The organism is Brevundimonas kwangchunensis, from assembly GCF_039523815.1.
GTDB lineage: Bacteria > Pseudomonadota > Alphaproteobacteria > Caulobacterales > Caulobacteraceae > Brevundimonas > Brevundimonas kwangchunensis.
The window spans coordinates 241,270-253,141 of sequence record NZ_BAAAGA010000005.1; the positions used below are offsets into that span (position 1 = coordinate 241,270).

Consider the following 11,872-nt stretch of genomic DNA (forward strand, 5'->3'; position numbering starts at 1 on the left):
CGGACTATGGTCGGAAGCGGGGGGACGGCGGCGAGGGAGGGAAGGGGAGTTTCATGCCCGCCTCCCAGCGGAAGCTGAAGCTGTGTCATCCGAACACCCCCTCCCGAAGAGCGGCCAATGACGCTTCGAAATCTTCATCCCACAGCTGCGCGTAACGAGGGTCGAAATACGCCCGAGCATAGTGAAACGGCATCTCTGAATCCCGCGACCAACCAAAGAAGGGGCGGAGGCGCCTGATGGCTTCGTCATGTTCCATGCCTGAGGACACGAAGCGCTGTAACCGAATGACCGCGGCCGTATGGCGAAACGAGTGCGCTGAGAGTTTCCCATCCGCATGCCGCCGAATGGCGTCGACGGCGTCGACGGAAAGACAATCAACAGCCGTAGCTATGATCTGGTCCAAAGTGCTGGCGGCGAGCGGACCGTCTTGCAACGAACTGAAGAGAAATGCGTGGGGCGGGTCACCGCGGAATTGGCTGACGTAGGTGTCAAGGGCCGTGAGCAGCGCGAGAGAGATCGGCAGCTGTCGCATAGCAGGGCCGTTCTTCAGGCTGGCCTGCCGCGCGCGAGTGTCCTGTTGCAAGAGGCTGCCGTCGATCGAGAGCCAGTGCCGTAAGCCACCAGCCTTCTCGTCGAACTCAGTTTGGAGGGCTGAAACGCTTAACGACAGGACCTCGCCCTTGCGAAGGCCAAGCTGTGTTAGCATCAGGAGGATGACGAAGTTGCGCCATTTGAGGGCATCGGTTCGGAAGGGATTTCGGACGCTGTCGGGCCGAAAGACCTCATAGAGTTCTTCGAGCGCAACTGCGGGAATGGCCCGGAGTCGGACATTTGGCTGACGGCCGGACGGCCGCAGCTGCGCATACAAGCGCTTGATCCGCCGTAATTCTCGCCCAAGCTCGGCCGTATCGGACCTGACCACGTTCTCCAGGATGCTGAACACGAACTGTTTCGACAGCCGCCAACGGCTTTGCCCATTCAAGCTGTCGGCGCCTGAGAGCAGATTTGCCGAAAGCACCGCTTCCAAGGACGAAAGATCCGCAGACAGCAACGCAGCGTCCAAGTCTATCGGCGGGGTCATGCGTTCGGCCTGGTGGTAGAGCGCATTCGCTGCTGCGGCGTACTTTCTTCGGGTCGATGACGCCAAGTGGCCGTTGAAAAAGTCGATCCAGATGGTGGCGCTGTAGCGCGGTACTCCAAATGGGTCGGCGCAGTAAGGCCCGAGCAGAGCCGCGGAACAATCTTGCATACTCGAACTCAGACAGCTGCCAACAAGCGTAACCATGGCTGCTATCCCAGCTTCGAACTCCCAAGATCAATCCCAGAAAATTGGTCTGTGGCCCGCACGAAGCCCCGTCGCTGCGTGATTTTGGATCTCCGCGCCGGGGCTCCGTGCTACAGCTCATGCAACACCGTCGACCATGTGTCCCCTTCGCATAATATATCTTAGGCGATAAATAGACGTCGCGAGAAGGCGGGCCGTTTCGGGCCCGCCTCTCGTCGTTTCTAGAGGTGCAGTACGCGCTGGTATGCGTCCAGCGAAGCCTCGTGCATGGCCTCCGACATCGTCGGGTGCGGATAGACGATGCCGTGGATGTCTTCTTCGGTCGCCTCCATGGTGATGGCGGTCACGAAGCCCTGGATCATTTCGGTCACCTCGTGGCCGATCATGTGCGCGCCAATCAGCGCACCGGTCTTCGCGTCGAAGATCACCTTCACGAAGCCGTCCGTTTCGCCGGCGGCCACGGCCTTGCCGTTCACACGGAACGGGAAACGGCCGATCTTGACCTCGCGCTTGTCGGCCTTGGCGCCCTGTTCGGTCACACCGACCGACGCCACCTGCGGCTGGGTGTAGGTGCAGCCCGCGATCGGCGAATGGACATTCGGCGTCTTGTAGCCAGCGATGTGCTCGGCGGCGTGGATGCCTTCGTGCGATGCCTTGTGGGCCAGCCAGGGCGCGCCGGCGCAGTCGCCGATGGCGTACAGACCTTTGACGTTCGTCTGGCAGTGGCCGTCGGTCTTGATGTGCCCGCGGTCCAGTTCGACGCCCAGCGCCTCAAGCCCGATGCCGTCGGTGTTGGCGGTAATGCCCACGGCCGAAATGCAGACCTCGGCTTCCAGAGCTTCGGCCTTGCCGCCGATCTCGACATCGACCTTCACGCCCGAGGCGCTCTTGGAGACCTTGGTCACCTTGGCGCCGACGCGGAACTTGATGCCGCGCTTCTCGAACGCCTTCTGTGCGGTTTTCGAGACTTCCTCGTCCTCGACCGGCATGATGCGCTCGACCGCTTCCACCACCGTAACTTCCGCACCCAAGGCGCGGTAGAAGCTTGCGAATTCCAGACCGATAGCTCCCGAGCCGATCACCACGAACGACTTTGGGAACTTCTTTGGAGCCAGGGCCTCGCGGTAGGCCCAGATCCTGTCGCCGTCGGCTTCCAGACCGATCTGCGGCAACGCCCTCGCCCGTGCGCCGACGGCCAGCATGACCGCCTTCGCCTCGACCGTGCGGTTTCCGCCAGCCTTCAGGGCGATCACGACCTTCGGGGCCGCAGCGCCCTTCTCCAGCTTCGCCGAGCCCTCGATCACCTCGATCTTGTGCTTCTTCATCAGGAAGGCCACGCCCTTGTTCATCGTGGCGGCGACGCCCCGCGAACGCTGGATGATGGCGTCGAAGTCGAACCCGACCTTCTCGGCCGACAGACCGTAGTCCTTCAGGTGCGACAGGCTCTCGAACTTCTCGCCCGACTTGAGCAGCGCCTTGGTGGGGATGCAGCCCCAATTCAGGCAGATGCCGCCCAGGTTCTCGCGCTCGACGATCGCGACCTTCTGGCCCAGCTGCGAGGCGCGGATGGCGGCGACATACCCGCCCGGACCCGAGCCGATGACGATGAGGTCGAATTCTTGAGCCATCTCTCACTCCGTCACCCTCGGGCTTGTCCCGAGGGCCTGTGGCGGGCGTCTCTCCGGCGCCCGCCGATCCATCGACGCCGTCAGCCCCCCTCTCCAGCATTCGCTGAGCGATGGGCCCTTGGGATGAGCCCGAGGATGACGGCGGTTTGGGTTACGCCAGCATCGTCACAGGATCTTCGATCATCGCCTTGAAGACCTGCAGGAATTTCGCTCCCACAGCGCCGTCCACGACGCGGTGATCGCAGGTCAGGGTCACGGTCATGACCGTGGCGACGGCCAGTTGGCCGCCCTTCACGACAGGACGCTGCTCCCCTGCCCCGACGCTCATGATCGCGCCTTGAGGCTCGTTGATGATCGAGGCGAACTGCTTGATGCCGAACATGCCCAGGTTGGACACCGAGAAGGTGCCCCCCTGGAACTCTTCGGGCTTCAGCTTGCGATCGCGGGCACGCTTGGCCAGATCCTTGGCCTCGGTCGCGATCTGCGACAGGGACTTGGTCTCGGCCTTGCGGATGATCGGAGTGATCAGACCGCCGTCGATCGCCACCGCCATCGCCACGTCGGCGTTGTGGTGCATGGCGATTCCCTCGGGCGAGTAGCTGGCGTTGGCTTCCGGCACGGCCTTCAGCGCCATGGCCGAGGCCTTCAGCACAAAGTCGTTGACCGAGACCTTCACGCCATCCTTCTCGAGCAGCGCGTTGACCTTGGCGCGCGCCGCCAGCAGGCCGTCGATCTCGCAATCAATGGTCAGCGGGAAGTGCGGCACATCGCGGAAGCTGTCGGTCAGGCGGCGGGCGATGGCCTTGCGCATGCCGTCCAGCGGGATCAGGTCGTAGCTGCCGTCTGGAATGCCCATCTGGGCCAGCGACTGGACCTTGCGCGCTTCGGCCGCCGGAGCCGAGGAGGAGGCCGCGGCCGAACCGCCCTTCCCTGCCGACTCGACATCGCGACGCACGATCCGGCCGTGGGGACCAGTGCCCTTCACGGACTTCAGATCGACGCCGTTCTGGGCCGCGATGCGGCGCGCCAGCGGCGAGGCGAACAGACGGCCGCCGTCAGCGGATTTGCCTGCAGCCGGAGCCTTCGGGGCTTCAGCCTTGGCTGGAGCAGCTTCGGCTTTCGCTTCCGCCTTGGCGGGCTCGGCCTTGGCTTCGGCCTTCGGCGCTTCGGCCTTCGCCGGAGCCGCCGTGCCGCCTTCGTCCTTCAGACGGGCGATCGGGGTGTTCACCTTCACGCCCTCGGAGCCTTCGGCCACGAGAATGTCGGTGACTTCGCCTTCGTCCACGGCCTCGACTTCCATCGTGGCCTTGTCGGTCTCGATCTCGGCGATCACGTCGCCGGCCTTGACGGTGTCGCCGACCTTGACGTGCCACTTGGCCAGAACGCCTTCCTCCATCGTCGGAGACAGGGCGGGCATCAGGATGTCGGTCATTGGACGCTCCCGGTCTGGACCATCGGCTCGGCGACGGTGCGAACGTTGTCGGCCTTGATGACCTCGCTCATCCCCTGAAGGATGCGGTTATAGGCCTGTTTCTCGTCATGGCCGTGCCGAACGGCATAGCCATGCGCCATGTGTCGGGCGGCGATGGACAGCATCTCGCCGAACCGCGCCGGATCGTCGAACGCGGGCTTCACCGACATGACCGGCTCGCCGTTCGACCACCACATGCGGACGATCTCGACGGCCTGTTCGTCGGCTGCGACGCTGTCCGGCGTCGTCAGTTCGAACTCAGCCTTCATGCCATCACCTGCTTCACGGCGGCGACGATCTTGTCCACGCCCGGCAGCGACAGGGCTTCCAGGTTGGCGGCGTAGGGCAGCGGCACGTCTTCCTGGTGCACGCGCAGCGGCGGCGCATCCAGATAGTCGAAGGCATGCTCGATCACCCGGGCCACGACCTCGGCGCCGACGCCCATCGGGCCCCAGCCTTCCTCGGCCGAGACCAGGCGGCTGGTCTTCTTCACGCTCTCGACAATGGTGTCGGTGTCCAGCGGACGCAGGGTGCGCAGGTCGACGACCTCGGCGCTGATGCCCTCTTCGGCCAGCTTCTCGGCGGCCTGCAGGGCGAAGCCTACCATGCGGCTGTGCGCCGTGATGGTGACGTCCGTGCCTTCACGGCGGACCTTGGCCTTGCCGATCGGCACGACCCAGTCCTCGACGTCCGGCACATCGAACTCCAGGCCGTACATCATCTCGTGCTCGAGGAAGACGACCGGGTTGGGATCGCGGATGGCCGCCTTCATCAGCCCCTTGGCGTCGGCCGCATCATACGGCGCGATGACCTTCAGGCCCGGGATCTGGGCGTACCAGGCGGAATAGTCCTGGCTGTGCTGGGCGCCGACGCGCGAGGCCGCGCCGTTCGGACCGCGGAACACGATCGGAGCCCGGATCTGGCCGCCCGACATGTACAGCGTCTTGGCCGCCGAGTTGATGATGTGGTCGATCGCCTGCATGCCGAAGTTCCACGTCATGAACTCGACGATCGGCTTCAGGCCCGCCATGGCGGCGCCGACACCCAGGCCGGCGAAGCCGTGCTCGGTGATCGGGGTGTCGACCACCCGCTGGTCGCCGAACTCCTGCAGCAGCTCGCGGCTGACCTTGTAGGCGCCCTGATACTGGGCGACTTCCTCGCCGATCAGGAAGACCTTGTCGTCACGACGCATTTCCTCGGCCATCGCGTCGCGCAGGGCGTCGCGGATGGTCGTCTTGACCAGCTTGGCGTCGGCCGGGATTTCCGGATCGCGCAGCTCGACCTTCGGCTTGACCGGTTCGGCGGCGGCGCCGTCAGTCGCCGGTGCCTTTTCCGGATCGCCGGTCTTGCCCTCGGCGGCCTCCTTCGGAGCCTCCTCGGTCTTTGCGGCGTCAGCCTTCGGCGCCGGAGCGGCCGCGCCGTCCTCGCCCGCCAGACGGGCGATCGGCGTGTTGACCTTTACGTTCTCCGAACCCTCGGCGACGAGGATTTCGAGCACTTCGCCCTCGTCCACGGCCTCGACTTCCATCGTGGCCTTGTCGGTCTCGATCTCGGCGATCACCTGGCCGGCCGACACGGTGTCACCCGCCTTGATGTGCCATTTGGTCAGCGTGCCCTCTTCCATCGTGGGGGACAGCGCCGGCATCAGAATGTCGGTCACGGATCAGGCCTCCACGTAGACGTCGGTATAGAGCTCGGACGGATCCGGCTCCGGGCTCTCTTGAGCGAACTGGACAGACTCGGCGACGATCGCCTTGATCTCGTTGTCGATCGCCTTCAGTTCGTCCTCGGTGGCCTTGGCCTGCTCGAGCAGCATCTTGATGTGATCGATCGGGTCGCGGGTCTTCTTGACCTCGTCGACCTCTTCCTTGGTCCGGTATTTGGCCGGGTCGGACATCGAGTGGCCGCGGTAGCGGTAGGTCTTCACCTCGAGGATGTACGGGCCGCCGCCTTCACGGGCGCGCTTCACGGCTCGGGCCGTGGCGTCGCGAACCGCCAGCACATCCATGCCGTCGACCTGCTCGCCCGGAATGCCGAAGCTCGAGCCGCGCTGGTACAGCTCGGTCGTCGACGAGGCGCGCTCGATCGACGTGCCCATGGCGTACTGGTTGTTCTCGATGATGTAGATGGCCGGCAGCTTCCACAGCTGGGCCATGTTGAAGCTCTCGTACACCTGACCCTGGTTGGCCGCGCCGTCGCCGAAATAGACGAACGAGACCGAGTCATCGCCACGATACTTGCCGGCGAAGGCCAGGCCGGTGCCCAGCGCCACCTGGGCGCCGACGATGCCGTGACCGCCGTAGAAGCCGGTCGGCACGTCGAACATGTGCATCGAGCCGCCCTTGCCCTTGGACGAGCCGCCGATGCGGCCGGTCAGCTCGGCCATGACCTCTTTCGGGTCCATGCCGGCGGCCAGCATGTGGCCGTGGTCGCGGTAGCCGGTGATGATCTTGTCGTGGCCCTGTTTGACGCTCTCCTGAACGCCCACCGCCACAGCCTCCTGGCCGATGTACAGGTGGCAGAAACCGCCGATCAGGCCCATGCCGTACAGCTGGCCTGCGCGCTCCTCGAAGCGACGGATCAGAACCATCTCGCGGTAGAAGCGCAGAAGGTCCTCCCTGGAGGCCGTCGGCGTATTCGGAATCTTCTTTGAATCAGTCTTGGCGGCGGGGGCTTTCGCCATCCGTCATCTCCCGGCTGGACCCCACAAATCGGGGCCGCTTGTCGTTACGGAAAGGGGCTTTAGCAGCCTTCGTTCCCGAAACGCAAAGTCGTCCGGCCAAGCTGTAACCAAAGTTCACGACTGATGGCGGTTGACGTCCGGGCGTGCGGGCGCCGCGACGCGGATCACGTAGTCGCGAGGATCGGCGAAGCCCAGCACGGCGCGCGCGCGCTCTTCCAGCAGATCGCGCGAGAGGCTGTCGGTGCGCAGGTAGCGGACGCGAACCTCGAGGTCCTGCCGCTGTTCCAGAATGCTGGCCAGCTGGGCCTCGCGGCGCAGCATCATCGCATCCCGCTCGCCACCGCTCAGCAGGCCTCGCTCTCCGGTGAGGGCCTGAACGCCCAGATAGGCGATCAACAGCAGCAGGGCGCAGGACGGAACGTAGGGCTTCATGCGATCAGGCACTGGGGACGCTCCTTCTGAGCGTGGACTCGTGATTGATCATTCATGACCGAAAAGCCCTAACGAACCGTAGCTTGGCCATTGATATCTTCGTGGGAAGCGAAGCTGCGGCGCCCACCGAATCACCGACGCCGCAGACCGGCTCACTGACCTTCGGGCGGCAGGGGCAACGAAGCCTGGGCGAAGGCGTATTTCCAGCCCGATTCCGTGCGCACATAGGTGTCGCTGAACCAGAGCTTGCGGTCGAACGGGCCGCGCGGCCCGACGCCCTTCAGCCACAGGCGCGCCGTCACCACGGCGGTGTCGCCATAGACCCGGACCACCTGGGTGCCCGGATCCTCGTCCTGTTGTTCGTAGGTGATGTGGCGCTCGCGCTCGAGCAGTTGCGCCTTGGTCAGGGTCGTGCCGTCGCCGAGGACCAGCACATAGTCCTCGTGCAGGATGCGATCCATCGTCGCCAGATCGCGCACCTTCACGGCGGCCTGGAACTCGATGTCCATGGCGGCGACGGTGCGACGATCCTGCTCGGACGACATGATGGCGCTGGCCGGAGCGGCGGCCAAAGCAGCGACGACGGCCAGACCGGCGATAACGGGGGTGCGGAAATTCATGGGGTTCCTCCTTGAGGTTGCGGGAGGGGATTAGCGGGCGCGGCGGGGCCGCCGCTTCCACATTCCTATGCTCGGACCACAGCGCGGGCGCCCGCGCGATACTCCGACGGGCTCTGGCCGAAGCTGGCCTTGAAGGCCGTGCTGAAGTGGGCGTGGCTGGAGAAGCCCAGATCCAGCGCCAGCGCGGTGATGTCGTCGCTGTGCGGCAGCTCGACCAGAGCCCGGTTCAGCCTCAGGCCCAGCTGATAGCGATACAGCGGCTGCCCCTCGGCCCGGGTGAAGGCCTGGGTCAGATAGTTGGGCGACACCCCGACCTCGCGCGCGATCCGGTCCAGCGTCACACGCTCGAACCCCAGCGCGTGCAGCACCTCCCGCGCCCGATCCACGATGCGGGAGCCACGATCCGCGGACGCGGCGCGTTCGGGCGCCACCTCGCGCAGGGTCGCCAGAACCCGTTCGTCGTCGCGAAGAGGATTGTCCCCTGCCCGCCCGACCCGCCTCAGCCGCTGGGTCCGCATCCGTCCGCGCGCCGTCATTGATGCGCCCATCCGGTGGAAGGCGATGTGAGCCGAAGGTCGGGACGACCCGAACAGTTCCTCCAGAACCTCGTCCGACGGACGAACCACCAGCGCCGCATGGCCTACGCCCTCGACCGGATGGCTGTCCGCATACTCCTGCCCCGCCGTCACGAAGAGCGCCCGCTGGGCGTCGAACAGGTCCGAGCGGGCGCCAACCCTGAAGCCGAACAGGCCCTCGTACGGCAGGACGACCGCATGGCGCTCGATCACACCCGACGGCGGCGGCGCATCGGCGGCGGTCCAGATCTCCACGACCTGCGCGACCATTCCGTCATGCAAAACGCGCCGCCCGATGGGGGCGACGCGTTCGCAGGTCCGTTCATCTGGTGCCGACTGCATCCGCGCCTCCGGGCGCAGATGCGCCGGCGCGCAGTATTCACCGGCTCAGCAGCATTCCGTCGCCGTAGTACTGGCCTTGGTCGCCCAGCAGCTCCTCGATGCGCAGCAGCTGGTTGTACTTGGCCGTCCGGTCCGAGCGGGCCAGCGAGCCCGTCTTGATCTGACCGCAGTTGGTGGCGACGGCCAAGTCGGCGATGGTCGAGTCCTCGGTCTCTCCCGACCGGTGGCTCATCACCGAGGTGTAGCCGGCGCGGTGGGCCATATCGACGGCGTCCATCGTCTCCGACAGGGTGCCGATCTGGTTGACCTTGATCAGGATGGAGTTGGCCAGTCCCTCGCCAATGCCGGCGGCCAGACGGGCCGGGTTGGTGACGAACAGGTCGTCGCCCACCAGCTGAACGCGGTCGCCCAGACGATCCGTCAGCAGCTTCCAGCCGTCGAAGTCGTCCTCGGCGCAGCCGTCCTCGATCGACACGATCGGGAAGCGCTCGACCAGATCGGCCAGGTAGCCGACCATGCCGTCCGCGTCGAAGGTTTTGCCTTCACCGCCCAGGATGTATTTGCCGTCCTTGAAGAACTCGGTCGAGGCGACGTCCAGGGCCAGGTGGAAGTCCTCACCCGCCAGATAACCGGCGGCCTGACCGGCCTTGGTGATGAACTCAAGGGCGGCCTCGGCCGACAGCAGGTTCGGCGCGAAGCCGCCCTCGTCGCCCACGTTGGTGTTGTGGCCGGCATCCTTCAACGCCTTCTTCAGCGCGTGGAAGATCTCCGCCCCCATGCGCAGGCCCTCGGAGAAGCTCTCCGCGCCCGTCGGCATGATCATGAATTCCTGGATATCGATCGGATTGTCGGCGTGGGCCCCGCCGTTGATGATGTTCATCATCGGGGTCGGCAGCACGCGGGCCGAGACGCCGCCGACATAGCGATACAGCGGCAGGTTGGCACTGATGGCGCTGGCCTTGGCGCAGGCCAGCGACACGCCCAGCATGGCGTTGGCGCCCAGGCGCGACTTGTTCGGCGTGCCGTCCAGATCGATCAGGGCCAGATCAATGCGGCGCTGGTCCTCGGCGTCCATGCCCGACAGGGCGTCGAAGATCTCGCCGTTCACGGCGTCGACCGCCTTCTGAACACCCTTGCCGCCCCAGACGTCCTTGTCGCCGTCGCGCAGTTCGACCGCCTCGTGCGCGCCCGTCGAAGCGCCCGACGGCACCGCGGCGCGGCCGAAGCTGCCGTCTTCCAGGATCACATCGACCTCGACCGTCGGGTTGCCCCGGCTGTCCAGAATCTGGCGGGCGAGGATTTCGGCGATGTCGGTCATGGGATCTCTGCGGCGGATGTTCACGGAACGCGCGCAGCCATAGCCCGGCCGGCGGCGTCGCGGCAACTCGGGGAGACGTGCTGGCGGCGCATGCCTCTCCCCCGTCCTGCGACCAACACGACTTGCGCCCCGCCGGAATCTCTATTCAGTCTCTCAACCCAGTGCCGCTGGGATTTGAAATCAATAAGAAACCATCGGGCGGGATATGCAATTGAATCGTAAGTTTCTGATCCTCGCGGTCGTGGCGTTCGTCTACGTCTGCGCCTTCTGGCTGGCGGACGTCGTCAGGATCGCAGCACAAACCGCGATCGGGCCGAAACCCTACGAGGGGCTCTGGCTCTTCCTCCCTCACCTGCTGCTCTACACGACCTTCACGGCGGCGGTCGCGGGGGGCTGCTGGTTCGCCTTGGTCAAGACGGGCGATGTACCGGGAGACTGGTTCCGCCCCACCCGCGCGGCCGCCCTCTGGGGCGTCATCGGCGGGGTGCTCAGCACCGCGGCCTGCATGGCCTTCCTCCACTTCGCCGGCATGGGCGCGCCCGCGTGGAACGGCTTCAACGGCTGGGAGATCGCCGGCAACACGTTCTCGAACTTCTACGAGGAGCTGATCTATCGCGGCTTCCTCCTCGCCGCCCTGACAGTGGTGATTGGCTTCTGGCCGGCCGCGATCGTCACCAGCATCACCTTCGGGCTGACGCACGACCAGTATCCCTACGCACTTCAGGGGCTGATTGCAGTGACCAGCGTGGGTTGGTGCTGGATCGTCCGGCGCTCGAAGTCGCTGTGGGCGGCATGGATCGCCCACATGATCCTCGATGTGGCGATTTCCGCGGCCTGGGGTCTGGGCTAGGCCCAGACCCAGGGCGTCGTCGTCAGGAGCAACCCTCGACGTAGCTGATCGAGGGACCGCCGGCGGCGATGCCCTTTACATTGCCGTCCTGACCGATCTCGTACTTGATCCCGCGCGCTGCAGGGCTGGTGTGGTCGCTGGACGACCAGACGGTGATGTATTCTGCCGGAGCGGGTTCGTACTTGTGCAGTCCGACTGTGGCGGCCGAGCCGTAGGCGGCTTTGATCGATGCGGCGGAGTCGCCGATCTTGAAACCACGGTCCGTCGGAATGTCCGAGGTCCGCGTCAGCCAGATGCTGGTCAGCACGCCCTGCTGGGTCATGACCAGCATGTTCTCCGGCGCACGCTGAGGACGGAACTGATCGCAGCTTTCCGGGTCCGCGCCGCCGACCGCGTTCGGATTGGCGTCCGGTCCCAGCGCGGCCTCGATCTCGGCCGTCGTCATGCCGATCCGCAGCGGGCCGAAGCCTTGCGCCGACAGAACATTGGCGGCAGGCGCCGCCGGCTCGGTCACGGGCGTTTCGGGCGAAGGCGTCGGGGCCGTCGCCGGCTCCTCCGGTGCATTGCAGGCGGCCAGCGCCAGGACGGACGCGGCCAGCAGAAGACGACGGATCATCGAGAACTCCCTGAGTGGTTCAGGGCATACAACGCACGAAAACGGCGCGCGG

Annotated in this window: 12 protein-coding genes; 1 reads left to right on the forward strand and 11 read right to left on the reverse strand. The window is 65.5% G+C overall.

What is annotated here, in order from left to right; genetic code table 11:
- Positions 1 to 85: 85 nt before the first annotated feature.
- The 10 genes from ABDZ95_RS10310 to eno form a co-directional block, all read right to left on the reverse strand.
- Complete coding sequence (locus ABDZ95_RS10310) at positions 86 to 1,285, reverse strand: tyrosine-type recombinase/integrase (protein ID WP_343793375.1); 1,200 nt, start codon at positions 1,283 to 1,285, stop codon at positions 86 to 88.
- Between the two features lie 221 nt (positions 1,286 to 1,506).
- Complete coding sequence (lpdA, locus tag ABDZ95_RS10315; RefSeq protein WP_343793377.1) at positions 1,507 to 2,913, reverse strand: dihydrolipoyl dehydrogenase; 1,407 nt, start codon at positions 2,911 to 2,913, stop codon at positions 1,507 to 1,509.
- A 151-nt stretch (positions 2,914 to 3,064) separates the two neighbouring features.
- Positions 3,065 to 4,345 carry a pyruvate dehydrogenase complex dihydrolipoamide acetyltransferase gene (locus ABDZ95_RS10320; RefSeq protein WP_343793379.1) on the reverse strand — a complete coding sequence of 427 codons (1,281 nt, stop codon included), beginning with the start codon at positions 4,343 to 4,345 and terminating at the stop codon, positions 3,065 to 3,067.
- Positions 4,342 to 4,653 carry a DUF5076 domain-containing protein gene (locus ABDZ95_RS10325; RefSeq protein WP_343793381.1) on the reverse strand — a complete coding sequence of 104 codons (312 nt, stop codon included), beginning with the start codon at positions 4,651 to 4,653 and terminating at the stop codon, positions 4,342 to 4,344. The genes ABDZ95_RS10320 and ABDZ95_RS10325 overlap by 4 nt, the downstream gene beginning before the upstream one ends.
- Positions 4,650 to 6,044 (reverse strand): pyruvate dehydrogenase complex E1 component subunit beta, encoded by a 1,395-nt coding sequence (locus tag ABDZ95_RS10330; protein ID WP_343793383.1) that lies wholly within the window; start codon positions 6,042 to 6,044, stop codon positions 4,650 to 4,652. Before ABDZ95_RS10330 ends, ABDZ95_RS10325 begins: the two co-directional genes overlap by 4 nt.
- Positions 6,045 to 6,047: 3 nt before the next feature.
- Positions 6,048 to 7,067, reverse strand: coding sequence for a pyruvate dehydrogenase (acetyl-transferring) E1 component subunit alpha (gene pdhA / locus ABDZ95_RS10335; protein WP_343793385.1), 1,020 nt, complete (start codon positions 7,065 to 7,067; stop codon positions 6,048 to 6,050).
- A 114-nt stretch (positions 7,068 to 7,181) separates the two neighbouring features.
- Entirely contained in the window at positions 7,182 to 7,499 is a 318-nt protein-coding gene (locus ABDZ95_RS10340) for an FtsB family cell division protein (protein WP_425542992.1), read from the reverse strand.
- Positions 7,500 to 7,651: 152 nt separating this feature from the next.
- A complete protein-coding gene (locus ABDZ95_RS10345; RefSeq protein WP_343793389.1) occupies positions 7,652 to 8,119 on the reverse strand; it encodes a nuclear transport factor 2 family protein in 468 nt (155 codons plus the stop codon).
- A 65-nt stretch (positions 8,120 to 8,184) separates the two neighbouring features.
- On the reverse strand, positions 8,185 to 8,964 hold the full coding sequence (locus tag ABDZ95_RS10350; RefSeq protein WP_343793391.1) for a helix-turn-helix transcriptional regulator: 780 nt from the start codon (positions 8,962 to 8,964) through the stop codon (positions 8,185 to 8,187).
- Between the two features lie 109 nt (positions 8,965 to 9,073).
- Positions 9,074 to 10,354, reverse strand: a complete 1,281-nt coding sequence (gene eno / locus ABDZ95_RS10355; RefSeq protein WP_343793393.1) for a phosphopyruvate hydratase — start codon at positions 10,352 to 10,354, stop codon at positions 9,074 to 9,076.
- A gap of 211 nt (positions 10,355 to 10,565) precedes the next feature.
- On the opposite strand from eno, the gene ABDZ95_RS10360 reads away from it, so the two are divergent.
- Positions 10,566 to 11,204 (forward strand): CPBP family intramembrane glutamic endopeptidase, encoded by a 639-nt coding sequence (locus ABDZ95_RS10360; RefSeq protein WP_343793395.1) that lies wholly within the window; start codon positions 10,566 to 10,568, stop codon positions 11,202 to 11,204.
- A gap of 22 nt (positions 11,205 to 11,226) precedes the next feature.
- Here the strand turns inward: ABDZ95_RS10360 and ABDZ95_RS10365 are convergent, their stop codons facing one another.
- A complete protein-coding gene (locus ABDZ95_RS10365) occupies positions 11,227 to 11,820 on the reverse strand; it encodes a hypothetical protein (protein ID WP_343793397.1) in 594 nt (197 codons plus the stop codon).
- Positions 11,821 to 11,872: the final 52 nt, after the last annotated feature.